Below are 26,422 nucleotides of genomic sequence, written 5' to 3' on the forward strand. Positions count from 1 at the left end.
TTACCCATCCATTCTCACCTCTAATCATGAGTTCGGGGCACTTCAAAAGTGCTTCGGACTCATTTTTTTCTATACCTTTCATTTTATTATGAAAGGAAAATATGATTCGTTCTGTGCAAATAACAATGAAACATGCTAAACTATGGATATTGTTTTCTGAAAGGAATAGTGAAAAATGAAAGGCGCAATATTTGATTTAGATGGACTATTAGTTGACACGGAGAAAACTTATCGTGATGGTTGGTTATGGGGATTCCAACAGTATGATTTAGCGATTCCCAAAGAAGTAGTAGATGCTTGGGGAGGTAAAAACTGGAAGCAAAGTTTTGACATTTTAGTGAAAGCAGCTGGAAGCCCTGAAAAAGTTCAAGAAGTTCGTGCTAAGCGTGAAGAATATTTTTATCAACAGCTTCATAACGGTGGGATACAATTAAAACCCTATGCGAAAGAAGTTTTAGCCGAATTAAAAAAACGAGACTTACGACTTGGATTAGCAACAACGACAGTTACTAAAAGAGCGACTGATATCTTAGCCCAATTTGATTTGGCTAATTATTTTGATACGATGACATTCGGTGATGAAGTAAGTGAAAACAAGCCTTCACCTGTTCCTTACTTAACCGCTTTAGAAAGAACAAAATTAGTTGCTTCAGAAGCATTTGCAGTGGAAGATTCTTTAGTTGGAGCTACTTCTGCTTCTCGAGCTGGGATGGGCGTTGTTTTAATTCCAGATACTAGTTTTGAACGAAATTATACAGCAGAAGAAAAAGAAAAATTAAATTTACTTGCTGAAGGAAACGACTTACGAACTGTTATTGAAATGTTAGATAAAAAAACAACAAAATAATTCAATCATTTTTTTGTAAACTTCTTCCTTGACTTTTAATTATGAGTACGGTAAATTATTCGCAACAACTAAATTAGTATATTCGTTGATAAGGAAAGTAAACTTGAACGATTTCCTAGAGAGGCTCTGTTTGGTGAAAAGAGTCAAATCCGCAAAGTTGAAAATGGCCTTGGAGAATAATTTGTCGATAAGTAGATAAATTCGGTCGTCGTTCAACCGTTAAACTGAACCCCAATCTCTCAGGAATGAGACGTTGGCTAGAGGGAAGGAAACTTCCGAATAAAGGTGGTACCACGATTCGTCGTCCTTTTACTAACATTTTTTGTTGGTAAGAGGATTTTTTTTTTATATTTTTTTGCAATGATGTAGTAAGTACAGTTGGAAATCTTTTAACAGAGAGCTTCGGGAGCTGAGAAGAAGCAAAGAGGAACGATTGGAAAATGGCTACTGAGCATTTTACCCCAAGCATTTTGTGAGGCGGTAACGGCTGCGACCGGTATCTCGCTAGAGTATGTTTGTACTTGAAGAGGAGCGACATGTGAATGTAGCTTGAATATGAGGTGGTAACACGCAAAAAGGCGTCCTCAAGGAAATGATTGAGTTCATTTTCTTGAGGATGCCTTTTTTATTATACAACAAGGAGGAGAACGAATGATTGAGTTAAAAAACATCAGTGTCCATTTTGAGCAAAAAGGAAAAAACATTCCAGCTGTCAATGAAGTGAATTTATCGGTGTCCCAAGGAGATATCTATGGCATTGTGGGCTATTCTGGGGCAGGAAAAAGCACATTAGTTCGTGTGATGAATTTCTTACAGAAACCAACGAAGGGGGAAGTAATCATCCAACAGACGAATTTAGGTGATCTCACACCAAGAGAATTAAGAAAAGAACGGAAAACGATTGGTATGATTTTTCAACATTTCAACTTAATGGAAAGTCGCACAATTTTTGACAACGTTGATTTCTCCTTAAAGTATACTGGGAAATCAAAACAGGAACGTCGTCAGAAAGTAAGTGACTTACTGGATTTAGTAGGGTTAAAGGAAAAAGCTTCTGCCTATCCCAGCCAATTATCTGGTGGACAGAAACAACGAGTAGCGATTGCGAGAGCTTTAGCAAATGATCCCAAAATATTGCTTTGTGATGAAGCGACGAGTGCCCTTGACCCAAAAACGACTCATCAAATTCTAGCGCTGCTCAAAAAATTAAATCGCCAATTAGGATTAACGATCGTCTTGATCACCCACGAAATGCAAGTAGTGAAAGAAATTTGTAATAAAGTGGCGGTGATGGAAGCTGGACGAATTATCGAAAGTGGAAGTAGTGTTCAAATTTTTAGTCATCCAAAAGAAGAACTAACGAAAGATTTTATACGTACAGCGACTCACTTAGATCAAGCATTGGAAAAGATTACTGGACAGCAAGGCTTTGCAGAAGAGCTTACGGATAAGTGGCTAGTTGAACTGAGTTATGTGGGGAGCCAAACGAATGAACCATTGATTGCCCAGTTGTATAGCAAATACCAAGTAACAGCAAACATTCTTTATGGCAATATCGAATGGCTGCAAGAAACACCGATAGGTAGTTTGGTGGTAACTTTAGCGGGAGATAGCATTCAAAAACAAAAAGCTCTAGATTATTTGATCCAATTAGGTATCAAAGTCAATCTCTTACAAAAACATGAAACACAAGAAAGAATCAAACTCGTTGAAGGAGGCGTTTAAGATGAACGAATGGCTCAAAAGCTATCTGCCAAATGTTTATTTGATCCCAGATGAATTCATTGAAGCGACAAAGCAAACACTATATATGACTTTCTGGTCTGCTTTGATTGGGGGAATCTTGGGCATTATATTAGGGGTGGTTTTAGTCGTTACCCGACCTAAAGGATTAATTGAAAACCGCTTATGTTTTGAACTTTTTGATAAGGTGATCAATATCGTACGATCCATTCCATTTATCATTTTACTCTCTTTACTTGCATTGACGACTCGTTTTATTGTCGGAACAACAATTGGAGCAACGGCAGCACTAGTTCCTTTGATTGTCGGCATCGTTCCTTTTTTTGCTCGACAAATCGAAAATGCCTTGCTTGAAGTTGATCCCGGTGTTATCGAAGCTGCACAAGCAATGGGAACGAGTCCATTGGGTATCATTTTTCGTGTTTATTTACTGGAAGGACTACCTAGTATCATTCGTGTCTCAGCTTTAACGATCATCAATGTTATTGGCTTAACCGCAATGGCAGGTGCTGTAGGAGCTGGTGGTTTAGGAAATTTAGCTATTTCTCGGGGCTATAATCGATTTCAAACAGACGTAACGGTTGTTGCGACATTATTGATTTTGGCATTGGTGTTTTTAAGTCAATTTATCAGTAATTTTTTAATTAAAAAAATATCACATTAATGGAGGAGAAAAAATGAAAAAAGTGATTCGATTTGCTGTAGTGACATTCGTCGCATTATTTTGGTTGGCAGGCTGTAGTCAAGGAAAGGCAGATACAAAAACAAAAGAAACAACTGTCAAATTAGGGGTGATTGGTGAAGATACAGATGTTTGGGACGATGTAAAAGCACGTCTAAAAAAGGAGAATATTGAATTAGAATATGTAAAGTTTACCGATTATAATCAACCAAATGCGGCCTTAGCTGATGGCTCAATTGATTTGAATGCCTTTCAACACCAGTTCTTTTTAGATAACTATAATGAAGAACATGGCACAAATCTAGTTTCAATCGGAAACACCGTAAATGCCCCATTAGGAATCTATTCCAATACGATCAAAAAGATTGAGGAAGTAAAAGAAGGTGCAAAAGTAGCCATCCCTAATGATGTAACCAATGGGGGACGCGCTTTACTTCTTCTTCAATCAGCGGGGCTGATCAAAGTTGATCCATCGAAGGGACAGACTCCGACGATTTCTGATGTGACAGAAAACGATAAAAAACTTAAGCTCACAGAATTGGATGCTTCGCAAACAGCACGTGCGCTAAACGATGTGAGTCTTTCGGTCATCAATAGTGGGGTAGCAGTCGATGCAGGGTTCACACCAACGAAAGATGCAATTTTCTTAGAACCAGTGGATGATCGTGCCCTCCCTTATGTCAACATCATTGTTGCCCGAAAAGAAGATGAAACAAACCGTACGTATCAAAAAATCGTTGATACTTATCAAACTGAAGCAACTGCTAAAGTCATTGAAGAAACGTCAAAAGGTTCGAGTGTTCCAGCATGGAAAACCTTTGGTCGTAAATGAGCATCATCAGAAAGTACAACTCAAATTAACTAGAAATTTTTATCGGAAGCCAGCATACAAGGAGGAATTTTTTTATGACTACATCAACTATTTCAACGAATCGATCCAGTTTATTGAAAGAAGCGATCCAAGAACGATTACCAGAATATCAAGCACTTGCCTTGGATATCCATCAACATCCAGAAGTGAGCAATTACGAATTTTATTCATCTGCTGCATTGATTCGCCAGTTAGAAAAAGAAGGCTTTACAGTTGAAAAGGAGGTCGCTGGACACCGTACAGGATTTGCTGCTAGCTATCGCTCAGATAAGCCAGGTCCGACGATTGCATTTTTAGCTGAATTTGATGCACTTCCTGGAATTGGACATGCGTGTGGACATAATCTTTTTGGAACGTATTCCGTATTAGCCGCGAGTATCATTAAGAAACAAATTGACGAAATTGGTGGTGAGATCCGAGTGTATGGAACACCAGGGGAAGAAGGAGGAGAGAATGGTTCAGCGAAAGGGAGCTTTGTTCGTGAGGGATTATTTGACGATGTGGCGGCTGCTTTATGTGCTCATCCAGCTTACCGTTACGGAAAAACAACCGAATCGCTAGCTAATGATCCAGTTGATATCAAATTTTATGGAGTTGCTTCTCACGCTGCTGCAGCACCCGAAAAGGGAGTAAACGCATTAGAAGCACTGATTCAAGTTTTTAATGGTATCAACGCACTACGCTTACAATTACCTAAAGATGTCAATATCCATGGGATCATCACTAACGGCGGAGTTGCTGCTAACGTCATCCCTGAATATGCTGCAGGACGTTTTTATTTACGTGCTGGCAATCGCCAAACATTAGATATAGTCTTTAAAAAAGTGGAACAAATCGTGAAAGGAGCTGCGTTGAGTACGGGCACAAGCTATGAATTTGGTTTGTTTCAAAATGCGGTAGATCATATGGTTCCGACACCTTCTTTCGATGAGTTGTTTTTTACACATGCAAAAGCAGCTGGAGTTCCAGAAACGGAAATCGATGTAACAGAAAAGACCAGCTTAGGGTCCTCTGATGTAGGGAATGTCAGTCAAGTGATTCCGACGATTCAACCAACTATTTCGATTTCAGATGAGTATATCGCTGGACATTCGGAAGAGTTTAAAGCAGCCGCAAAAAGTGAAAAAGGGTTGGCATCGATCGCCATTGCAGCAGAACTATTAGCGGCTACCGCTTTAGATTTATTCGAACAACCAGCTTTATTGACAAAGATTCAGGAAGAACACCAACAACTTTTAGAAAAAAGTCAGTTAACTGGTTCGACTTTTTAAATAAATAATGATTTATGATTTGAAAAAAATAGTCATTTTGTATTGACAAAAAATCTCGCAGAAGGTAAACTTCATGAAAGTCAACTTTTCACATAGTAGCGTTTCAGGTGTTTTGTTCAGAAAGTCGGTGGTAGCTGCGAACCGATCAAGCCGAAATGTCGAATTACATGAAAAGGAATAAAAACTAAATAGTTAAATCAAAGTGAAAAACAGAACTGTTTTTAATTAAGGTGGTACCGCGGAGTCATTCGTCCTTAGTTGAAAATAGTTCTTTTTGTTTGATTAGAGGGGGAAATGCCCATGAATTGTGGCGGAGTCATTCGATATCTATTCTTTTTTAGTACTTCGATTAACTAAAAAAGGAGAATGATTATGAAGAAAAAAGGAAAACCGAGTTTTAAAGAAGCTGTATTTGTCTTATTGGTGATTGTGGCAAGTATAGCAATTGGAGTTGTCGGATTAAAATTATCACCAAACATTACGATCTTAGCAGCAATTGGAATGATCATGCTTTACGCTGTAGTGAAAAGATACCCAACAGAGTGGTTACATGAAGGAATTATCAATGGAATCAAACCGGGAATCATTCCGATTTTTATCTTTATATTAGTCGGCGCACTGATTGCGGTGTGGATCCAAGCAGGAATTATCCCGACACTTATGGTTATTGGTTTTAAATTGATAAGTGTCAAGTGGTTTGTTCCTTCTGTATTTGTTGTTTGTGCTATCGTCGGTAGTGCAGTAGGGAGTGCTTTTACTGTCATGTCAACGATTGGGATCGCATTTTTCGGTATTGGTACGACATTAGGAATTAATCCAGCGTTAGTCGTGGGATCAATTGTTTCAGGTGCTGTTTTTGGAGATAAAATGTCTCCTTTGTCAGAGTCAACCAATCTAGCCGCAGCAATCGTTGATGCCGATCTATTCAAGCACATCAAACATATGATGTGGTCTACGGTTCCAGCTTTTGTCGTTTCCTTCTTTTTGTTCATGGTTCTTGGACACACAAATAGAGAAACTAGTCTAACGGCTATCCGAGAAGTCACTGATATCCTGGAAGCAAACTTTACAATTTCTTTTTGGTCGTTGATTCCCTTGTTCTTAATGTTATTATGTGCTTGGAAAAAAGTACCAGCTATCTTGACTATTCTATTAAATATAGCTGTGGCGGTGGGGATGATCTTTATTCAGAATCCGCAAACTTCTCTTAGTAGTTTAGCGACAGTGATTGAATCTGGATTCGTTGCAACTACTGGCAATCAACAAATTGATTCATTACTTAGTCGTGGTGGGATCGAAAGTATGATGCCAACTGTTTCTTTGATCATTTTAACATTATCACTTGGTGGATTACTCATTGAATTCGGTTTGATTTCCACAGTTATGGATGTCGTTTCTAAGAAAATGACCAATACACCAAAATTGATTTTCACCACATTGATGACAAGTATTGGTGTCAATCTCTTTATTGGAGAACAATTTTTATCAGTTATCTTACCTGGGAATGCGTTCAAAGAGACTTACCAGAAAGCTGGGTTTGACCCAACTGTTTTAGGTAGAACGTTAGAAGATGGTGGCACAGTGATCAATTACCTTGTACCTTGGGGAATTGCGGGCAGCTTTGTAGCTAGTACCTTTGGGATTCCAACTCTCACATACTTACCATTTGTCTTTTTCAGTTTACTCTCACCAGTTTTTTCAATGGTTAGCGCCTTTACTGGATTAGGGATCGAAAAAATAGACGAAAAGCCGAATGGAACGCTTGGTATCGATACAAACGAATAAACTCTCGGAATATTTGAATCAAAAAAACGCTCAAAACAGCAATGTTTCGGGCGTTTTTTTACGATATACTTATTTTTGTTCTTCAATCAACTTCTTCATTTGTTCGATTTCTTTTTCTTGCGCTTCGATGATGTCGTTTGCTAATTTCTTGACTTCAGGATCTTTCAAATTGGCACGTTTACTGGTTAAAATAGCAATCGAATGATGAGGGATCATGGCTTTCATCCAAGCGACATCACTGACTGTTGTTTGACTACGGACCATAAACAAAGAACCGGCAAATACTAAGACACTTACCCCTAAAATGATTTTGTTCAATGTTTTATTCTCATACATTTTCCACATAAATAAGAGCATGATGATCGCCATTACAGCGCCCATCATCAATGCCATGAACACCCGTGTACGACTAAAGAAAAGATGATCGATCGAGTAGACATTCAAATACATCATACCAAACATGATGACGGTCGATACTCCAATCATTAATAAAAATTTCCAATACTTTTTCATTTAAAAACACTCCTTTTATTTTTTCCCCAACTTTTATCTTCTCAGCTTACAAAAAAACAAGCAACTAAATTGTTTGGTACAACTTAGTTGCTTGTTTTTGGCTTAAGGAACTCAAGCTATTTATAGGGCTTTTAAGCAAAGATATCATTTTTCTTGCGGTAGCTAAAGAAAATCACCAAGTAAAGAAGGGCAGTCAATAATGTCACACCAATTGAATTAGTGAAGAAGATTCCCACAAAGATCAATCCTAAAACTACGATTGCTAATAAGTTTACCCCTTTTTCAAAAAGAGAACCTTTCTTTAATGCAAGGATAAAGGCTGCAATACTGATCATAAGCCAGATGACTAAGACAGTGTAGGAAAGAGAACCAGCCAAATAGCCAAATAGTTTGTCACCAACAAAGTAAGAAAGAACAACGCCTAAATATAAAACACTTGCGCAAAATAATACGGAACGTTGTGGAACATGGTGTTTATTCAAAACAGATAGTTTTTTTGCTGCACCTTTTTTGTCTTTTAAACGGAAATACAGCAAACGTGAAGAAGCATATACACCTGAGTTGATGGAAGAAAAGAGCGCTAAGATGATCACAAAGTTTACAAGATCAGCGGCAAATGGAATATGCATTTTTTCAAATACCATCACAAATGGGCTAGCAGATGAGTTTGCCAAGGTATCCCAAGGGAAAATGATTAACAACAAGAACAATGGAATGATATAAAATGAAATGATTCGTCCCATTACTCCACGAATTGCCTTAGGAATCGCTTTTTTGGGATTGTCGGCTTCACTTACTGTGATCGCAATCAATTCTGAACCACCATAAGAATATATAACTACGAGTAGCGAGTTGACGATTCCTTTCATACCATGAGGGGCAAAGCCACCATGATCCGTAATACTGTTTAGTGTAGGAAAGACCCCAATGTCAAACATTTGATGACCTACTAGGTATATCCCGAAGATAATCAACAATATGATTACGCTGATTTTAGCAAATGCCAACCAATACTCAGTTTCAGCAAATAACCGCACAGAATATAAATTAATCAACGTTGTCAACACGGCTAGAATTAAGACAAAGGTCCAAGGTGGAATCGTTGGAAACCATAATTGTAAGAAGGATGCTGCCGCTACAGCTTCGGCAATAATATTGATCGTCCATAATGAATAGTAAACCCAGTCGATAAAGTCAGCAGAATGGGCACCTAAAAAAGGTCGAACAAGCCCCGATAATCCATGCTGGGTATCCCCGTCATCTAAAACTAATTTACCAAGACCATTCATTACGATGAATAAAACAGCCCCACCAATCAAAAAAGCAATCAAGACACCAGGACCGGCAATCCCAATAGCTTCGCCACTTCCTTTAAATAGTCCCGCACCAATAGCACCCCCCAGTGCTAGCATCGTGATGTGTCTGGAACTTAGTTGTTTTTTTAGTTTGTTTGTTTCAGTTTTCTCCATAAGCAACCCCTTTTCTAAGACTAAACTATTGACGACGAAACAATCGCAGTCAAATGATTGATAACTATATTAAGTAGAAAAATAACTTTTTATATCATAGCAAATTATCTGACAATTTCAACAATTCTGTAAATAAAAATTTCTACTTTAATGAAAACATCATATGTTTGTCATAAATTTCCTATGTAAGCGTAAAACTTGATAGTAGGAGCAAACCCTAATAAGAGAGCGTTTTGTTTGTCTTTTCCTAAGGGAAGAAATTATGATAGCAAAAAATCACTAATTTTCATGTTACTATTGAATTAATCAAATGAACCATAATGGTCATAGGAAAGTGAGGAAACCAGAATGTCAAAATTGCCTATCTTATTGGTTGCAAAAGATAAAGCGTTGTATTTTTTACCCTCTATTGATTCTTTAGATGTCATTTCGGGAAAAGATTTATTAGATCCAGTGTATTTTAATTTTTTCCATCCCAAATTGAAAGAATATGAATTGATCGTTTTTTTAGATTATGGATTCGAAACGGAAATAGCTGCGAAGATCCGCCCTTATACAACAGCTAAAATCGTTTTATACTTTTGGAATCATTTGAAAGAAGAGGAACACTTTCGAATGCTTCAACAAGCACAAAACGAATCGGCCGTCGATGAAATATACCATTTTGACCGGATAGAGGCGCAAAAACTTGGATTACGCCACAATAGTTCATTTTATTCTAAAAAGATGAAGATTCCTCAGGTGGAAGTCACTTCTGATTTGTTTTTTGGTGCCACTGATAATGGTCGTAAGGAGCTAGCAGAGAGCTATCGCAAGGAATTTGAACAGCGTGGACTTACAACCAATTATTATATTTTACCTTCACGAGGAAATGAGCAGGCGAATTATCTTTCTTACGCAGATTATTTAGCATTGACCGCACAATCACAAGGAATTTTAGAACTCATGAGAGCAGGACAAAAAGGAGTCACTTTACGAACTTTTGAATCTAGTTTTTTTGAGAAAAAGTTAGTGACTGACAATGAAGCAATTAAAAGCTACTATTTTTATAATCCTCAAAATATCTTTTTACTTCAGGAACGAAATTTGGATGAATTGCCGGAATTCCTGCATTCACCTTTTCAGCCAGTTGATCCGAACATTTTAAACTTTTTTGATGTCAATAATTGGGCTCAAAGGTTCTTATGGCTAGATAAAGTAGACTTTGAAAAATATGAGTATCATAAAGAAGATTAAGAATGTATGGGTGAAAAAGCTGGAAAAATTTTTTAGAAAAACAGTCGTTCTTTTAACGATGTAAACCTTTTCTCATTATACCAGATAAATCGCTTCCTTTTACGTTAATTATTTCAGTGGTAGCCGTAATAGTTGATAGTTATTTCTTCCTGTTTAATAGTAAAATAGGCTCCATAGGTTTAGTTGGCGTATCAGATATGATAAATGTATCGTCATTTGTTTAATATCTGATTGTTCAACAAGCGGATCTTTTGGTTTGATGGAGGAAAAATGAATAGATTAGAACGAAAAAAAATAATACAAGTGATTTTAGGGACAAGTATGATTGCATTAGCGATCACATTATTGATCACTGCACATAAAGGCGCAGATACGATCAGTGTTTTTTTATTAGGTATGTTGACGTTGATTGATATTCCCTTTTGGGTAGCTAGTTTGTTGTTTAATGCAGTAGTGTTAGGAATCGTTGCTATCTTCAATCGAAAAGAATTAGGGATCGGTAGTTTAATCAATGGTTTTGGATTGGGATTACTGATTGGACAGATTGAACCATGGCTAAATAAACTTTCAGTTAACATGACTGGCTATTCGATCATGGCAGTTCTTTTAGCCCCTATTTTATTTGGGGTTGGAGCGGGATTATATGTTTCTTCAAACAAAGGATCTGCCGCACTAGAAGCACTGACTCAATTGCTTTATAAATTTACGGGATTCAGTTTAACTTTTATTCGGATCGGTTTAGATGCACTAATGGTCGTTGTAGGCGTATTATTAGGTGCCCCTATTGGTATCGGAACACTTCTATGTGTACTAGCGATTGGACCAATCTTTGGATTAACACTAAAGCAATTGAATAGAATTTAAACGTGTGAAGCAATTTTGTGCGAATCGAACACCATTTATATATCTATTACATAGAAAGAGTCGGATTGATGTCCAGACTCTTTTTTGTTTTGTTTACTAATGATTCAGTTTAATGAAAAAAATAAAGAGAAAGTCTATTTTTGTTCAAAAAGTTGAACGATAACAAAATAAAAAAACAAAAAACAACATTATTATTGTACCGATTTTCTCTGAAAGTCCATCAGACAGCTGGATAAAGTGATTGAAAAAACGGATACATATTAAATAAAGTAAGATTTTTAAGAAGTAATTAGACCAATATTTTAGTTTATTTCGGATTTGACGATACAAAACACAAAAAGATAAACAAAAAACAGATGTTAAAATTTTTTATACTCAAGCTATAGAAAAGAGGTGAAAATGAATGAATCATTTACCTATCAATACAGGTGATACAGCATTTATGATTTTATGTACCGCAATGGTTTGCTTGATGACTCCTGGCTTGGCATTTTTTTATGGCGGGTTGGCACGGAAAAATAACATCACAACTATTATGGCACAGTCGTTTCTTTCAGTAGGAATAACAACTTTGATGTGGATATTTGGTGGTTTTGGATTAGCTTTCGGTAGAGATATCGGTGGACTAATTGGTAATCCAGCTGACTTTTTTTTAATGAAGCATGTCTCTAACGCACCTAATTTATTACATGGAGCAACGATTCCTTTTTTGATGTTCTTTTTATATCAATTGATGTTCATCGTAATCACCGTTCCATTGATGACGGGGGCCTTTGCTGGGAGATTGAATCTTAAAGGTTATGTTTTGCTTTTGATTTTTTGGAATCTTCTGATTTATTTCCCTGTTTGTCACTGGATATGGGGAGGCGGATTTTTAGCACAATTAGGCTTCCGAGATTTTGCTGGTGGTGCTGTCATCCATACGACTGCAGGGTTCGGCTCGCTGGCATGTATTTTGACACTTGGCCAAAGAAAGATTCCTGCTTCTGAACGATCAGGACATAGTAGTTTGATGGCAGCAGCTATTGGAACAGGTCTTCTTTGGTTTGGCTGGTTTGGATTTAATGCTGGAGGGGCACTCCGAGCAGATTACCAAGCGGTCAATGCTTTTGGTTCAACTTTTGTTGCGTTGGCATTTGCGATGATGACGTGGTTGATCTTAGCGAAAATCAGAGGGAATGGTTTTGATTTTGTCGACATTTTAACTGGTTCTGTCGCTGGACTTGCAACAGTTACACCGTGTGCAGGCTATATCAATCCAAGAAGTGCCATCATCATCGGAATCATTGCCGGAATTGTTTGTCAGTATGCTGTTGCATTTCGTAAGAAGAAAAATTGGGATGATGCACTTGATGTATGGGGTGTACATGGCATGGGTGGTTTTACTGGAACCATCTTAATTGGGCTTTTTGCTACAAATGCTCATTTGCTCTCTGATTCACACAGCTGGTTCCTATTAGGTGTTCAAATCATCGGTGTTTGTCTAGTTGCCTTATACGCTTATGCGCTCACAACAGGTATCTTAAAGAGCATCATGTGTCTAACGATCATCACGACGACGAAAGAAGAACAAGAAGAAGGATTAGATTTCACGTTTTTTGAAAATAAATAAATTAAATATAGTAGAAAAGAGGAAGTTTCATGCAAGAAAGCAAAGCGAAAATTCCTGCGAAGAAATTAACATTTTTTGGCTTTTTAGCCATGACGATCTCAATGGTTGTCTCACTTTATGAGTACCCAACATTTGCGACATCGGGCTTTAGTTTGGTTTTCTTCCTGTTGTTAGGCGGTTTGTTATGGTTTATTCCGGTAGCATTATGCGCGGCTGAAATGGCAACTGTTAAAGGCTGGGAAAAAGGCGGTGTCTACACTTGGGTAAGTCGCACGCTAGGTAAAAGATTTGGATTTGCTGCTATCTTTTTCCAATGGTTTGAAATCACAGTTGGTTACTTAACGATGCTGTATTTCCTGACAGGAGCATTATCTTATGCAACAGGAATCTCTGCTATCCAAAATAATAAGTTTTTGAAATTAGCGATTCTTTTAATTATTTTTTGGGCTATTTTATTGTCTCAATTAAGAGGGACAAAATATACTTCATTGATTGCTCGGATCGGGTTTATTGCAGGGATCTTGTTACCAGCACTAGTTCTATTCGGATTAGGTATCCACTATGTGGCTTCTGGCGCACCCTTACAAACGACACTATCAATGAAAACATTGATACCTGATTTTTCCAAATTACCAACATTAGTCGTTTTTGTTTCATTTATTTTAGCGTATATGGGGGTAGAAACCTCTGCTAGTCATGCAAATGAAATGGAAAATCCTAAAAAGAATTATCCACTAGCGATGTTCGTATTAGTTATATTAGCGATTATTTTGGATACGTTTGGTGGATTGACAGTGGCAACAACTGTTCCTCAACAAGGATTATCACTCAATACAGGGGTTATTCAATCTCTTGAATTTTTATTGCGACACATTGATCCCAGTCTTGCTTGGATTGCAAAAATTCTTGCTATCTTAGTGTGCTTAGGGGTTATTGGAGAAATTGCATCATGGGTCACTTCACCATCTAAAGCCTTACATGTGGCTGCCGAAGAAGGTTTATTACCCGCACATTTTGCGAAAGAAAATGCTTATGGTGTACCGGCAAACTTAATGATTGCTAATGGGATCGTTGCATCCATTTGGGCAACTGTCTTTACATTAAGTGGTGGCGGAAATAATTTATCCTTCCTTGCAGCTATGTCACTAACAGTAGTTATCTATTTGATGCTGTATTTTATGTTTTTTATTGGCTATTTAAAATTAGTTTACAAAGATGATTCATTAGAACGGGCTTATCAAGTGCCAGGTGGAAAAGTTGTCAAAACCATTGTCGCTTGTTTAGGATTATTGACTTCACTATTTGCTTTTTGTATTTCTTTTGTACCACCTTCAAGTATTGCTGCAGGCCAACATGGAATCTATGAAACGATTTTAGTCATTTCATATCTCATTGTTGCAGTTATTCCTTTTACGATTTATGCATATCGTCATAAATTTCAACATGCAAATAATAAATAAAAATTGAAAGCTGGTTATTAAAATGGATGTCAAAGAATTAGAACAATTGATTGGGAAAAATTTCCACTACTATCAAACAGGACATGTAGCAGATTATATCCCAGCGCTTGCGCAAGTAAATCCGGAACAATTAGGAATGGCAATTTATGATTTGAAGAAAAATCAATTAATCGAAGCGGGTGATTCGCAAGTTCGTTTTGCGATTGAAAGCATGTCAAAAGTACCCGTATTATTATTAGCCATCCAAGATAATGGCATCGATAAAGTCTTTCAAACGATCAATACAGAACCAACAGGTTTTGCTTTTAACTCGATTTTGAATATGGAACTCAATCATCGTCATCATCCAATGAATCCATTTGTGAATGCTGGTGCGATTGCAACCACTTCTTTGATTGCCGGAAAAGATCCAGAGGACAAATTCAATCGTATTTTAGCTTTTATGAAAGAAATTTGTGATGATCCTCAAATTACATTGAACGAAGAAATCTATCGTTCTGAATCAAGAACTGGGGATATTAATCGCTCCTTGGCTTATTACATGAAAGGTAATCAAATGATCGACGGAGATGTATCAGAAATCCTCGATGTGTATTTTAAACAATGTTCAGTAAATGTGACTGCTAAAGGGATTGCCAAGTTAGGCGCTGTCTTAGCGAATAAAGGTATTGCTCCTTGGAGTGGACAACAAATCATTACAGAAGAAAGCGCAACGATTGTCAAATCAATTATGACAACTGCAGGATTGTACGATGAATCAGGGGAATTTTCTGTTCATGTCGGTGTTCCAGCTAAAAGTGGTGTCGGTGGGGGCCTAATGGTAGCTGTTCCTAATTATTATGGCATGGGTGTTTTCAGCCCAGCATTAGATGCTTTTGGTAATAGCGCAGCTGGAATCCAACTTTTAAAAGATGTTGTCGAAAAACTCGATGTTGATATTTTTGACTAAAATTAGTGAGAAAGTATTAAGCAGAATGATGAAAACAGATTCCTCCTTAGTTGAATCTTTTTTACTCGATGCAAAAAATGCTTCACTGTCATTTATTTATAGTTAATGATTGGTTTGTTCGGGCTGGGAAGAAGCTTTTTCCCAGCTCAGACTTTTTTATTTTGTTTTTGTAAACGTTTTCCTTTTAAGGAAATAAAAAAAATGGGTTTTAAGTAATATGTTTAAATAAGTATATATATAAATTAGAGGAGCGAAAAAGGCATGTTGGAAAATTACATTGAGCGGAATATTTCGAGAAAAGTCTATCTTTGTGAGCAATTATTTGAATTTCAAGAAATAGATATCGAATATATTGCCAAAATGTTAGGTGTGACAATGCCTACTGTGTTACACGATCTTGAAAGTATCACCGAATGTTTAGAATATTGTATCGAAGACATTAAGCGAGAAAAGCATATCTATAGAGTCATATTTAAACATGGTATTGAATTATCAGAGTTAACACAGTTTTTATATGGACAATCGTATTTTTTAAAATTTTTAAGTTATTATTTTAGAGGGCAATTCACTAGTACGGAATTATCAGATCTTGAGTTTATCTCTTTAAGTAAAGTTTATACGATCAAAAAGACAGTCTTAGATTTCTTTAAAGCTAATTCCTATTTAAGAAATAAACAAATTATCATTCCTGAATTTGACGTGCGAAATCTTTTACTTTCCTTAGTGAGATACATTAATTGGGAAGGGTATGAAAATAAAAATCATCAAGTAATAGATGCTTGTCACCAATTGATTGATTTTGTCGAAACACATTTTTTCAAACGAAGATATTCTGAGGAAGATAGATTTTTGATTGTTCGAGGAATTGAAATAGCGATTGGACGTAAAGAATATCCTCTTTATTTTGATGAAGAAGATAAAAAGTCAGCTGAAAAAAAGCCTTTATTTCATATTGTTAGCCAAGGGTTAGCTGAACAAAAAGAACATTTAGATATACAAGAAGAAGACGTGTATTATATTTTTTCGTTATTTAACACACGAAATTATACGAACGAAAATATGGAATTATTGAAAAAAGATTTTGAAGTTGTTTATACCAGTTTCATTGAAAACACGCCTTGTCTCCATGAGCTAATCGAAAAAATTGTAACTAGAATTGACAAAAATTGTAAAAATGATTTTATTTTAAAAAAATCATTTTTACAGTTTATTCGTACGATCTGGGCAGATGGTCAAGTATTTCTCCCTGATCAAATCTATTTATTAACTACTTCAGAAAAAAAACTGTATGAGGATATCATAGTTATTCTCAATGATTGGAAGAAAACATACTATCCAAAAGTAAGATGGAATCACAACTTGATCAGAAAATTTGTCAAAAGTATGACATTGATTGCAGACGAAAAAGAAGAACAACCTACTGAAATTTTCATTGTGGCTCCTAGTGTTGTAAAGCAAATTTTTTATCGTGAACTACTCATGTCCGAAATGAATGAATATACTGAACTGAATCCAATGATTTATCATTCGTTAGAAGAATTACCAGATGAATGCTTGTATTTTACGCACAGAATCGTGTATTGTGATTATACTGTATATCAATGTGGATTTGACACTGAAAACACGAGGGTGATACCAATTTCTTTGAACAGGAAATATGAGCATCTTAATACCACATGGTCGGTTGTTTCAAATAAAAAGCACTTATAAATAGCAAGAATCAAATAGCAATAATCGAAGGTGGGCGTTCAAGAAGGAAGTGAATTCTTGAACGTCACTTTTCTATTTATGAAAAACAGCCTCGCTAATTGTTTAGCCCCATCCGTGTATTGTTTTTTGCAAATTTTCAACTTGTATTGGTTGTCAAAAAAAGAGAAACATGTCTTACTAGTAATGAGAGCAACGTACAGAGGAGGAACGACAATGACGATCTTAGCAGCCATTGATTCATTTAAAGGAAGTGCCTCATCGTTTGAGTTAAATCAAGCAGCTTTGAATGGCTGGTTTTCAAAAAAAGGAGAAAAAATCAATCGCCCGATTGCTGATGGAGGAGAAGGAACAGCAGAGGCGATCTATCATGCTTTAGGTGGTCAATGGCGGGTAATCGAAGGGGTAGATCTGCTTTTTCGAAAAGTAAGTTGCAGATATTTACTCACGGTTTATGCGGGAAAACGCCTGGCAGTGATTGAATCAACTGAAGTAATCGGTCTTGATTTATTAAAGGAGCCAACTGATCAAACGATTCGATCAGCTTCTAGCTTTGGCTTGGGAGAACTTTTGAAAGATGCTTTGACACAAGAGGTTGATCAGGTGATTGTCACATTAGGTGGGAGTGGCTGTTCAGATGGTGGCTTAGGTCTGTTGCAGTCGCTAGGAGCCAAGTTAGTTGGGGCTACAGAGGGAAATCCACTGCTGACGACGAAACGAATCGAGTGGGGCAAAAGCCGTGAAAAATTCAAAAAGGTTCAATTGCTAGTTGCTGCTGATGTGACAAGTTTTTACAGTGGCCCACAAGGAGCAGCTCAAATTTACGGTAAGCAAAAAGGTGGTACAAAAACAACTTTAGCATTTCTTGACAAACAGGCAACGAATTTAACCGAACAGATAAAACAAACGACTAATATTGATTTAAATGCTGTTTCTGGAAGTGGGGCTGCTGGTGGAATCGGTGGAGCGTTATTGCTTGTCGGTGGTAAAATGGTTTCTGGTTTTTCACTTGTTGCTCAACTGATTGGTTTAGAAGAAGCCATCAAACAAGCAGATCTCGTGATCACAGGTGAGGGACGAATCGATCAGCAGACGATCAATGGGAAAGTACCATATGGTGTAGCTAAACTGGCAAAGAAACATGGGAAAAAAGTTATTGCGTTATGTGGCAGTCGCGAAAAAAATCTTGGACGATTAGATGAATTTCTGCCAAGTGTTTTTAGTATCCAGCTAGGACCGATTGAATTGAAAAAAGCCTTAGATCGTCAAGAAACCCTCGAAAAAGTAGCGATTATGACACATAATCTCAGCCGATTAGTGGAAGATGATTTATCTTAGTTGACAGTTTAAAAATAATTATGTTAACCTAATAACAAATAAAACGAAGTGAGGGATCTTGCCATTGAAAAACTAAGTCAATGATTGAAAGCTGCATTAAGGCTATTTTATTAATGAGAAAAGTGCATAAATTACATTAATTACGATGTTTGAGTGAAGAGAAACGGTCTAACGATTGCCCGTTGAAGCTTGCTCACGCAGAATTTAATGTGAAAAACACTTACTCAATAAAAAATAGCAGGCAGATTTTCAGAATTGGCGAGTTTTCATTGGTGGGGTCTCTTTTTGTATCCCTTCTTTGGCGACCAGTTCTGAAAATAGGACTGGTCTTTTTTATAGGAGGATATAAATGTCGAAGATAGAAATTAAAAATTTAACTTTTGGTTATGACAATCAAGTGCTACCCTTATTTGATCAAGCTACATTGAATTTTGATACCACTTGGAAATTAGGATTGATCGGTCGGAATGGACGTGGAAAAACGACATTATTGAACATTTTACAAGATAAACTACCTTATCAAGGACAGATTATCCATCAGCAAGAATTTAACTATTTCCCTCAAGAAATTGGAGAAGAAGCACAATTTACTTATGATGCGTTGAATGAGATAGCTGATGTCGAACTTTGGGAAATCGAAAGAGAACTACAATTAATGGAAACTGACCCAGAGATTTTGTGGCGACCATTTCACACACTGTCTGGTGGTGAAAAAACAAAAGTACTCTTAGCACTGCTTTTTGTTGATGATCAGCATTTTCCTTTGATCGATGAGCCGACGAATCATTTGGATTTAGTCGGAAGAAAACAAGTAGCTAATTACTTGCAGAAAAAAAATCAAGGATTTATCGTGATCAGCCATGATCGCGGATTTATCGATGAAGTGGTCGATCATGTATTAGCAATTGAAAAAAGCCAATTAGAACTGTATCAGGGGAACTTTTCAGTATATGAAGAGCAAAAGCAGTTAAAAAATGAGTTTGAGATTGCCCAAAATGAAAAAATCAAAAAAGAAGTCACGCGCTTGAAGAAAACTGCAGCAGAAAAAGCAGAGTGGTCCCGCTCTCGTGAGGGAGATAAGACGAAAAAAAGCGTTGGGTTTATCGATACCGAAAATCGTAGAGTGAATCGTGGTGCAATTGGTGCGGATGCCGCTCGAACGATGAAACGCTCGAAAGCAATCGTGAATCGGATGGAAACGCAAATCGGGGAAAAAGAAAAATTATTGAAGGATATCGAATATGTAGAGCCTTTGACAATGAATGTCAAAAAAACACATCATAAACGATTGCTGACTGTGGAGAATTTACAACTGGGGTATCAACAGCTGCTTTTTTCGCCCGTTAATTTTACGATTGACCAAAACGAATGTGTGGCGTTGACAGGGGCAAACGGTATAGGGAAATCTACGATCATCCATTATCTTTTAGACGATTTTGATGGAATAACTGCAGGTACGATCCATAAGCCTAATCAACTAACGATCAGTTACGTGCGTCAGAATTATGAAGATAATCGAGGTACGCTCAGTGAATTTGCAGAAAAGCAAAAAGTTGATTATCAAACATTTTTAAATAATCTCCGCAAGTTAGGGATGGAAAGAGAAGTCTTTCATAACCGAATTGAACAGATGAGTATGGGGCAACGCAAAAAAGTTGAACTAGCCAAGTCGCTTTCTCAAGAAGCGGAATTATATATTTGGGATGAACCGTTGAACTATTTAGATGTCTTCAATCAAGTCCAGTTGGAGCAACTGATTTTATCGTTTAAACCTGCAATGTTGGTTGTGGATCATGACCAAGTCTTCTTAAATAAAATAGCTGATCGACTCATTTCACTCAAATAACTCATTGTCATCAATAAGTAGTGAAACTTGTTTTGCTCATTAGTTATGTTACAATCGAGCCAGAACAAACAAAGGAGCGTTGAATAATGTTATATGTAACTAGACATGGCGAGACAACTTGGAATGCAGCAGAACGAGTCTGCGGGAGAGCGGATGCCCCATTAACAGAAAAAGGGCAAAAACAAGCGGAGAAATTGGCTGAAAAAGTTTCAGAATTACAAATCCCAGTCACGAAGATTATCCATTCCCCTTTACAACGTGCAAAAGATACAGCGCAAGCCGTTGCCGATAAACTTCACTTGCCAATGGAAGTAGATGAACGGTTAATCGAAATGGATTTTGGGGAATACGACGGGATGCCAAGTTATGAAACAATCTTTCAAGAAGCACGACAAGAATTTGCGGTGCGTTTTCCAAATGGTGAATCAGTGTTAGATGTTTATGCTCGAGTTGTTCCATTGATCGAAGAATGTCTTGCTGATGAAGAGAATGTCTACCTATTAGTTTGTCATAATGCGTTGATTCGTATCATGAACGCTTATTTCCATCCTATGCCAAATGAGACATTCTTTGATTTTTTTGTTGAAAATACGGAATTAGTTACTTTTCCTAGTAAACATGAGCTGAACACTATAAAGTCTTAACTCATTTTTGGCGGGTAGCAGCGGAGTCAAACATTCGTATCATGAATCAAAAAAATAGTTGATTTCTGAAACCGATAAGCGGAAGAATCCAAAAATAGTTTTTGCTATTTTTGTCATTCTTCCGTTTATTTACGTGGCTTTTTGTCAATAAGGACTGATGAGTTGTATAAAATCAAATAGAGGTCAGAATGAACCAATGATTGATGCGTATTTTTGTACTGTCATTCAGCGCATGAAACACTTTTTAGTCGGTGTGTCGCTCTTTCTTTAGTTATATAATTAGCCATTAATCTTTGAAATCGCCTATCATTATCAATCAACGAAAACGCTTTTAGAAATAAAATTAATTTATTTTTATAAAAATGTTGAAATTTTATTTCACAAGAGGTATACTCTGTTCATAGAAATGAATACGGATACATCGCGTGAGGGGGAGACAGATGTTTGGTTTTTCGATTTTTATGAATGAAGCTTTAACGATAGAAAAAAAAGCTTATATCCAAAAGATGGCAAAGAATGGGTTTGATGGGATATTTACTTCTATGCATATTCCTGAAGATGATGCTAGTTTATATAAAAAACGGTTAACAGAACTAGGCGAATGTGCCAAAGAAAATCAATTGGATCTAATGGTAGATATTTCTGGAGATGCTTTAAAACATGCTGGGTTTTCGATGGCAGATTTAGAGCCATTAAAAAAGATTGGCGTTACTGGGTTACGAATGGATTACCATCTTTCAAATGAACAAATTGCGAATTGGAGCCATCAAATCAAAATCAGTTTAAACGCCAGCACGATCACTCCACAAGATGTCACAGAATTACAAGTCGCTAATGCAGATTTTTCTCAACTTGAAGCATGGCATAATTACTATCCGCGTCCCGAAACTGGATTAGATCGGAAATGGTATCAAGAAAAAAATCATTGGCTAAAAGAACAAGGCTTTACAATCCAAGGTTTTGTGGCAGGCGACGAAGCCTTACGTGGTCCGTTATATCAAGGTTTACCTACTTTAGAAAGTCATCGACATGTCCATCCTTTAGCTGCTGCTCTGGATTTGATGTCATGCGATACAGATTTGATTTATATCGGTGATGGCGGACTTTCAGAAGAAATTCAAGAACAATTTGCCATGTATCAAAGAGAACAAACAATTTTACTACATGCTGAAGTAATTGATGCCCAGTTTTACGAGTATATTTTAGGAAACCATATGAATCGGCAAGATGAAGCAAGAGATGTTATCCGCAGTGCGGATGCACGGTTTAGAAACATCCCTCAAATTCCTCCTCGTGATACGAAAGAACGAGCAAAAGGAACGATTACTTTAGATAATGAACGATATCTTCGTTACATGGGGGAGATTCAAATTACTAAAAAGGATTTACCAGCAGATGAAAAAGTGAATCGGGTCGCTCAAATAAGCGAAGCCGAGTTACCGCTACTTGAGCAAATCCGTGCAGGGGTAAATTTTAAAATAATTAGAAGAGAAGGAAAAACAAATGAAGCAAATTAATTTAGAAAATCTAACAACAGAGCGACGAAATCAACAAACATTTGGACTTGATGAAATGAGTGTTACCCAAGCAGTTCAGCTAATGAACCAAGAAGATCATAAAGTAGCCGAAGCCGTTTCAAAAGAATTGGCTAGCATCGAACCAGTGATCCAACAGACGATTAAATCTTTCCAACAAGGTGGTCGATTGATCTACATGGGTGCCGGTACAAGTGGTCGTTTAGGTGTGCTAGATGCTGCAGAGTGTGTACCAACATTTGGTGTAGAACCTGAGATGGTCATTGGCTTGATTGCTGGTGGTGAAGCAGCCATGACAGTTGCGGTTGAAGGAGCAGAAGACTCTTTAGAGTTAGGGAAAGAAGATTTAGTAAACTTAGGATTAACTGAAAATGATATGGTCATCGGGATTGCCGCAAGTGGTCGTACACCGTATGTGATTGGCGGTTTAGATTATGCTCGTACAATCGGAGCGACTACTGCTACAATTTCTTGTAATAAAAATGCTGAAATCAGTCAACATGCCGATTATCCGATCGAAGTTGATGCAGGACCTGAGTTTCTAACCGGTTCAACTCGCCTAAAATCTGGTACAGCACAAAAATTGATTTTGAATATGATCTCAACAATTAGTATGATCGGGATTGGCAAAGTGTTCAATAACTTGATGGTCGATGTGAAACCGACCAACGAAAAATTGATTGAGCGTTCAAAACGAATCATTATGCAAGCAACAGAGGTTGACTATCAAACCGCTGAGAAGTATTTTAATGAAGCAGATAAAAATGTGAAATTAGCGATCGTGATGATTTTAACCAATAGTGATAAAGCGACAGCAGAAGAAAAATTAGTTGAAGCAAACGGCTTTGTAAAAGGAACCTTATGAGGGGGAAGAACCAATGGCTAAAAATGAATTGACTTTAGAAGAACTAGCAACGCGGATCTATGCTGGTGTAGGCGGAATGGGCAATGTCGAAAGCATTGTCCACTGCATGACCCGTGTTCGAATGAAGATCATTAATGATGAGCTTGTCGATGTTGCAAAATTGAAAGCGATACCTGGTGTATTAGGCGTTGTTGAGGACGAACAACTGCAAGTGATCATCGGTCCTGGTAAAGTGAACAAAGTAGCACAAACGATGGTAGATCAAGCAGGTGTAAAATTAGGAGAACAGATTTCTTCAGGAAATAGAGCTTCTGATAAGTCGTCAGCCTCAGGAAAAGATTTGGTAAATGAGAGAGCGCAAGCGATGAAAGCTGCTCAAAAAAATAAACAAAAACCATCAAAAATCAAATCAATCTTGAAAGATATTTCGAACATTTTCGTCCCTATGATTCCAGCATTTGTCGGTACTGGGATCGTGGCAGGGATTGCTGCGGTACTAGCAAACTTAGTGACAGCGGGTACATTAGATGCAGCAACTTGGCAACAATACATTGATATCATGAACATTCTAAAAAATGGTATGTTCAGTTTCTTAGTGATTTATACAGGGATCAATGCAGCTCAAGTTTTTGGTGCAACACCAACTCTGGGTGGTGTTATCGGTGCGGTAGTCTTATTAACAGGCATGAATCCAGAAGCGCCACTTAAAAACTTATTCACTGGTGAAGCATTAGCTGCAGGTCAAGGTGGGATTTTAGGAGTTATTTTTGCTGTCTGGTTATTAGCAATCGTTGAAAAGAAATTGCATAAAGTTGTACCAGATTCCATTGATATTATTGTTACCCCTACATTATCATTGATTGCTATTGGCTTAGTCGAAATTTTCTTCATCATGCCACTCGCTGGTTTCATCTCAGATGGAATGGTTGGCGGAATCAACTGGGTATTAGGTGTAGGTGGGGCCTTTTCAGGATTTGTCTTGGGGACACTATTCTTACCGATGGTTATGTTCGGATTGCATCAAATCTTAACACCGATCCATGTCCAAATGATTGATGAAACAGGAAAAACACTATTATTACCTATTTTGGCGATGGCTGGTGCCGGACAAGTCGGAGCAGCATTAGCATTGTGGGTTCGTTGTAAAAAAGATAAAGAATTGACTGAAATGATCAAAGGTGCGTTACCCGTAGGAATCTTAGGAATCGGTGAACCATTGATCTACGGTGTGACACTGCCGTTAGGACGTCCGTTCATTACCGCTTGTATCGGTGGTGGTATTGGTGGTGCTGTTGTTGGGATGATTGGAAATGTAGGTGCTATTGCGATCGGGCCTTCTGGTGCTGCTTTGATCCCATTGATTTCAGATGGAAAATGGTTAGGGTATGTCTTAGGGTTACTCGCTGCTTACGCAGGTGGTTTCCTAGCAACATTCTTCTTTGGTATTCCTAAAGAGCAATTGGAGAAAGAAGAATTAGCTGAAGAAACAACAACTGAAATGACACCAATGACGGAAAATACAGGAGCAGTCAGCACAAGTGAAATTTCATTAGCTGCTGTAGCTGATGGAGTAGTTGAATCACTTGAAAAGGCAAGTGATCCCGTATTTGCTCAAAAAATGATGGGAGAAGGTTACTTTGTTGAGCCAATCAATGGTCAGATCTATTCACCAGTAAGTGGAACGATCAGCTCAGTGTTCCCCACTAAACACGCGATTGGTATCACAACCGCTAATGGATTAGAAGTGTTACTTCACATGGGGATCAATACAGTTGACCTTGGTGGTGCACCATTTGAGGTGAAGGTAACAGAAGGTCAGTTGGTGACACCCGATACACTTGTTGCTCAAGTCGATTTAGCAGCAATCAAAGCTGCCGGTAAAGAAACTTCGATGATGGTTTTAATTACCAATATGGAGAAAGTAAAAAATTTCGTTTTAGAAAAAACAGGTGAGACAAAAGCCAAAGCGAAGGTCATGACTGTTGAAGCTACAAAAAATTGAACGAAGTAAAAACAGATAAAGAATAAAGAAAATTCGAGCCTGGGACCAAGTGCGGTCTCAGGCTCTTTTCTATGATTAATAAGAGGGAAAAATAATTGTAAGAGAAACAGTTTGATTCATTTAAGACGATAAATCACTGGTGAACCAAGCTAAAAGTTCAATTGGAGAAATTAGAAGAAATACACGAAGACAAAGTGGCTAGAATAGTAAAATAAGCCCGATTTTGATGGTATGTACTAAAAGTAAAATCAGGCTTATTTCATTTTTGGTAGATGATTGTCCCAACATCGCCTATCTATTTAGCAACAAGTAATAAATGATTTTTCAAACTATCTAGTTCGTTTTCTTTCTCTTTTCCAATCATGAATTCCTCTTTGTCTATAGTTACCTTATTTACTTTTGAAATCTGAATCTCTTGTACAACATTATTGTTTTTATAAAACTTTATTTGATAGTTGAATCTTTTTTGCTTTGATGTCAGTTTCATATCATAACGTTGAGCATGTTGATCCGATTTATTAAACAGAACATTAAGGTTTCCTATTAATGTTTTTAAAAAATTGGGGTCTGTAGCTTTCCAACTTTTTTCTTTTCCTTCGTCATCTTTAACAAAAATCACTGCTTTATCGACTTCTTCTAAAGAAACCACAGGATCATTCTTTTGCTTGCAAGCACCTAAAAATAATAAATAAAACATTGAAAATAACACAACAAGAAATTTCTTTTTTTTAATGTTTTTTCACCACCTTGTTTATAATCTAGTGTCAAAAAAATATAAAATAACATATAAAAATCTAAATATTTCTATTTTTATTATACCTTTTCCTTTTTGTTCTGTTAAGTTAACGTTTGCAATATGCTTGGTTATATTAAGATTATTTGAACTGAATAGCTTTAAAAAGAGTATGGGGAATTTTATTTCTTCCATTTTGACTAGTGATTCTCTTTCGAACTGTCTATGTTTAAGTTTTTGATAACAAATTTTTCTGACAAAAGTAATCTAAATGAAGGGGAGATCCATTGAAATAGAATTAGAATCTGATACGATAACTTTTTATAACGGAAGTCTATGAATGGGGCATCATGTGGATGACGAGTGTTTTATCTTAGCCAGAGCTTCGTAACAAGTTCACACAATAAATCACAGTGTTGGAGGTGACACAGTTTACTTCTATTGTAATGT

Annotated in this window: 21 protein-coding genes and 2 other annotated features; of the genes, 18 read left to right on the top strand and 3 right to left on the bottom strand. The window is 37.1% G+C overall.

What is annotated here, in order from left to right; translation table 11 throughout:
- Nucleotides 1–175 precede the first annotated feature (175 nt).
- The 6 genes from AB3I12_RS05130 (at nt 176) to nhaC (ending at nt 7,199) form a co-directional block, all read left to right on the top strand.
- Nucleotides 176–847: an HAD family phosphatase gene (locus AB3I12_RS05130; RefSeq protein ID WP_063626674.1), complete on the top strand. Its 672-nt coding sequence runs from the start codon at nt 176–178 to the stop codon at nt 845–847.
- A 76-nt stretch (nt 848–923) separates the two neighbouring features.
- Nucleotides 924–1,159 (top strand) — a binding site (T-box leader).
- A 39-nt stretch (nt 1,160–1,198) separates the two neighbouring features.
- Nucleotides 1,199–1,436: a binding site (T-box leader), on the top strand.
- Nucleotides 1,437–1,498: 62 nt separating this feature from the next.
- Nucleotides 1,499–2,572, top strand: coding sequence for a methionine ABC transporter ATP-binding protein (locus AB3I12_RS05135; protein WP_063626676.1), 1,074 nt, complete (start codon nt 1,499–1,501; stop codon nt 2,570–2,572).
- Between the two features lies 1 nt (nt 2,573).
- Nucleotides 2,574–3,254 carry a methionine ABC transporter permease gene (locus AB3I12_RS05140; protein ID WP_010719905.1) on the top strand — a complete coding sequence of 227 codons (681 nt, stop codon included), beginning with the start codon at nt 2,574–2,576 and terminating at the stop codon, nt 3,252–3,254.
- A 13-nt stretch (nt 3,255–3,267) separates the two neighbouring features.
- The gene (locus AB3I12_RS05145; RefSeq protein ID WP_063626678.1) at nt 3,268–4,104 is read left to right on the top strand and encodes a MetQ/NlpA family ABC transporter substrate-binding protein; all 837 of its coding nucleotides are present in this window, start codon (nt 3,268–3,270) and stop codon (nt 4,102–4,104) included.
- A 74-nt stretch (nt 4,105–4,178) separates the two neighbouring features.
- Entirely contained in the window at nt 4,179–5,414 is a 1,236-nt protein-coding gene (locus AB3I12_RS05150) for a M20 family metallopeptidase (protein ID WP_063626680.1), read from the top strand.
- A gap of 372 nt (nt 5,415–5,786) precedes the next feature.
- A complete protein-coding gene (gene nhaC / locus AB3I12_RS05155) occupies nt 5,787–7,199 on the top strand; it encodes a Na+/H+ antiporter NhaC (RefSeq protein WP_010738327.1) in 1,413 nt (470 codons plus the stop codon).
- A 69-nt stretch (nt 7,200–7,268) separates the two neighbouring features.
- Here nhaC and AB3I12_RS05160 read toward each other — a convergent pair whose 3' ends face one another.
- Complete coding sequence (locus AB3I12_RS05160) at nt 7,269–7,712, bottom strand: DUF305 domain-containing protein (protein WP_034699754.1); 444 nt, start codon at nt 7,710–7,712, stop codon at nt 7,269–7,271.
- A 131-nt stretch (nt 7,713–7,843) separates the two neighbouring features.
- Nucleotides 7,844–9,181 (bottom strand): amino acid permease, encoded by a 1,338-nt coding sequence (locus tag AB3I12_RS05165; protein ID WP_010719900.1) that lies wholly within the window; start codon nt 9,179–9,181, stop codon nt 7,844–7,846.
- A gap of 348 nt (nt 9,182–9,529) precedes the next feature.
- On the opposite strand from AB3I12_RS05165, the gene AB3I12_RS05170 reads away from it, so the two are divergent.
- From AB3I12_RS05170 to AB3I12_RS05225, 12 genes are all read left to right on the top strand, one after another.
- Nucleotides 9,530–10,417: a hypothetical protein gene (locus AB3I12_RS05170; RefSeq protein ID WP_010738325.1), complete on the top strand. Its 888-nt coding sequence runs from the start codon at nt 9,530–9,532 to the stop codon at nt 10,415–10,417.
- Nucleotides 10,418–10,687: 270 nt separating this feature from the next.
- Entirely contained in the window at nt 10,688–11,281 is a 594-nt protein-coding gene (locus AB3I12_RS05175) for a YitT family protein (RefSeq protein WP_053765862.1), read from the top strand.
- Nucleotides 11,282–11,684: 403 nt separating this feature from the next.
- Nucleotides 11,685–12,893: an ammonium transporter gene (locus tag AB3I12_RS05180; protein WP_063626682.1), complete on the top strand. Its 1,209-nt coding sequence runs from the start codon at nt 11,685–11,687 to the stop codon at nt 12,891–12,893.
- Nucleotides 12,894–12,922: 29 nt separating this feature from the next.
- Nucleotides 12,923–14,353 carry an amino acid permease gene (locus tag AB3I12_RS05185; protein ID WP_010719895.1) on the top strand — a complete coding sequence of 477 codons (1,431 nt, stop codon included), beginning with the start codon at nt 12,923–12,925 and terminating at the stop codon, nt 14,351–14,353.
- Between the two features lie 22 nt (nt 14,354–14,375).
- A complete protein-coding gene (glsA, locus tag AB3I12_RS05190) occupies nt 14,376–15,302 on the top strand; it encodes a glutaminase A (RefSeq protein ID WP_034699759.1) in 927 nt (308 codons plus the stop codon).
- Nucleotides 15,303–15,563: 261 nt separating this feature from the next.
- Entirely contained in the window at nt 15,564–17,012 is a 1,449-nt protein-coding gene (locus AB3I12_RS05195) for a hypothetical protein (RefSeq protein ID WP_063626685.1), read from the top strand.
- 213 nt (nt 17,013–17,225) lie between these two features.
- The gene (locus AB3I12_RS05200) at nt 17,226–18,347 is read left to right on the top strand and encodes a glycerate kinase (protein WP_053766158.1); all 1,122 of its coding nucleotides are present in this window, start codon (nt 17,226–17,228) and stop codon (nt 18,345–18,347) included.
- A gap of 349 nt (nt 18,348–18,696) precedes the next feature.
- On the top strand, nt 18,697–20,193 hold the full coding sequence (locus AB3I12_RS05205; protein ID WP_034699765.1) for an Lsa family ABC-F type ribosomal protection protein: 1,497 nt from the start codon (nt 18,697–18,699) through the stop codon (nt 20,191–20,193).
- 86 nt (nt 20,194–20,279) lie between these two features.
- Complete coding sequence (locus AB3I12_RS05210) at nt 20,280–20,837, top strand: histidine phosphatase family protein (protein WP_063626686.1); 558 nt, start codon at nt 20,280–20,282, stop codon at nt 20,835–20,837.
- 440 nt (nt 20,838–21,277) lie between these two features.
- Nucleotides 21,278–22,354 (top strand): DUF871 domain-containing protein, encoded by a 1,077-nt coding sequence (locus AB3I12_RS05215; RefSeq protein WP_063626689.1) that lies wholly within the window; start codon nt 21,278–21,280, stop codon nt 22,352–22,354.
- Nucleotides 22,341–23,237 (top strand): N-acetylmuramic acid 6-phosphate etherase, encoded by an 897-nt coding sequence (murQ, locus tag AB3I12_RS05220; RefSeq protein ID WP_010738315.1) that lies wholly within the window; start codon nt 22,341–22,343, stop codon nt 23,235–23,237. The genes AB3I12_RS05215 and murQ overlap by 14 nt, the downstream gene beginning before the upstream one ends.
- 13 nt (nt 23,238–23,250) lie before the next feature.
- Nucleotides 23,251–25,239 (top strand): glucose PTS transporter subunit IIA, encoded by a 1,989-nt coding sequence (locus AB3I12_RS05225; RefSeq protein ID WP_053766156.1) that lies wholly within the window; start codon nt 23,251–23,253, stop codon nt 25,237–25,239.
- Between the two features lie 295 nt (nt 25,240–25,534).
- On the opposite strand, the gene AB3I12_RS05230 is transcribed toward AB3I12_RS05225, so the two are convergent.
- On the bottom strand, nt 25,535–25,936 hold the full coding sequence (locus tag AB3I12_RS05230) for a hypothetical protein (RefSeq protein WP_010738313.1): 402 nt from the start codon (nt 25,934–25,936) through the stop codon (nt 25,535–25,537).
- Between the last annotated feature and the right edge of the window lie 486 nt (nt 25,937–26,422).

The sequence above is a fragment of the Enterococcus sp. C65 genome, from assembly GCF_040887165.1.
GTDB lineage: Bacteria > Bacillota > Bacilli > Lactobacillales > Enterococcaceae > Enterococcus_B > Enterococcus_B hirae.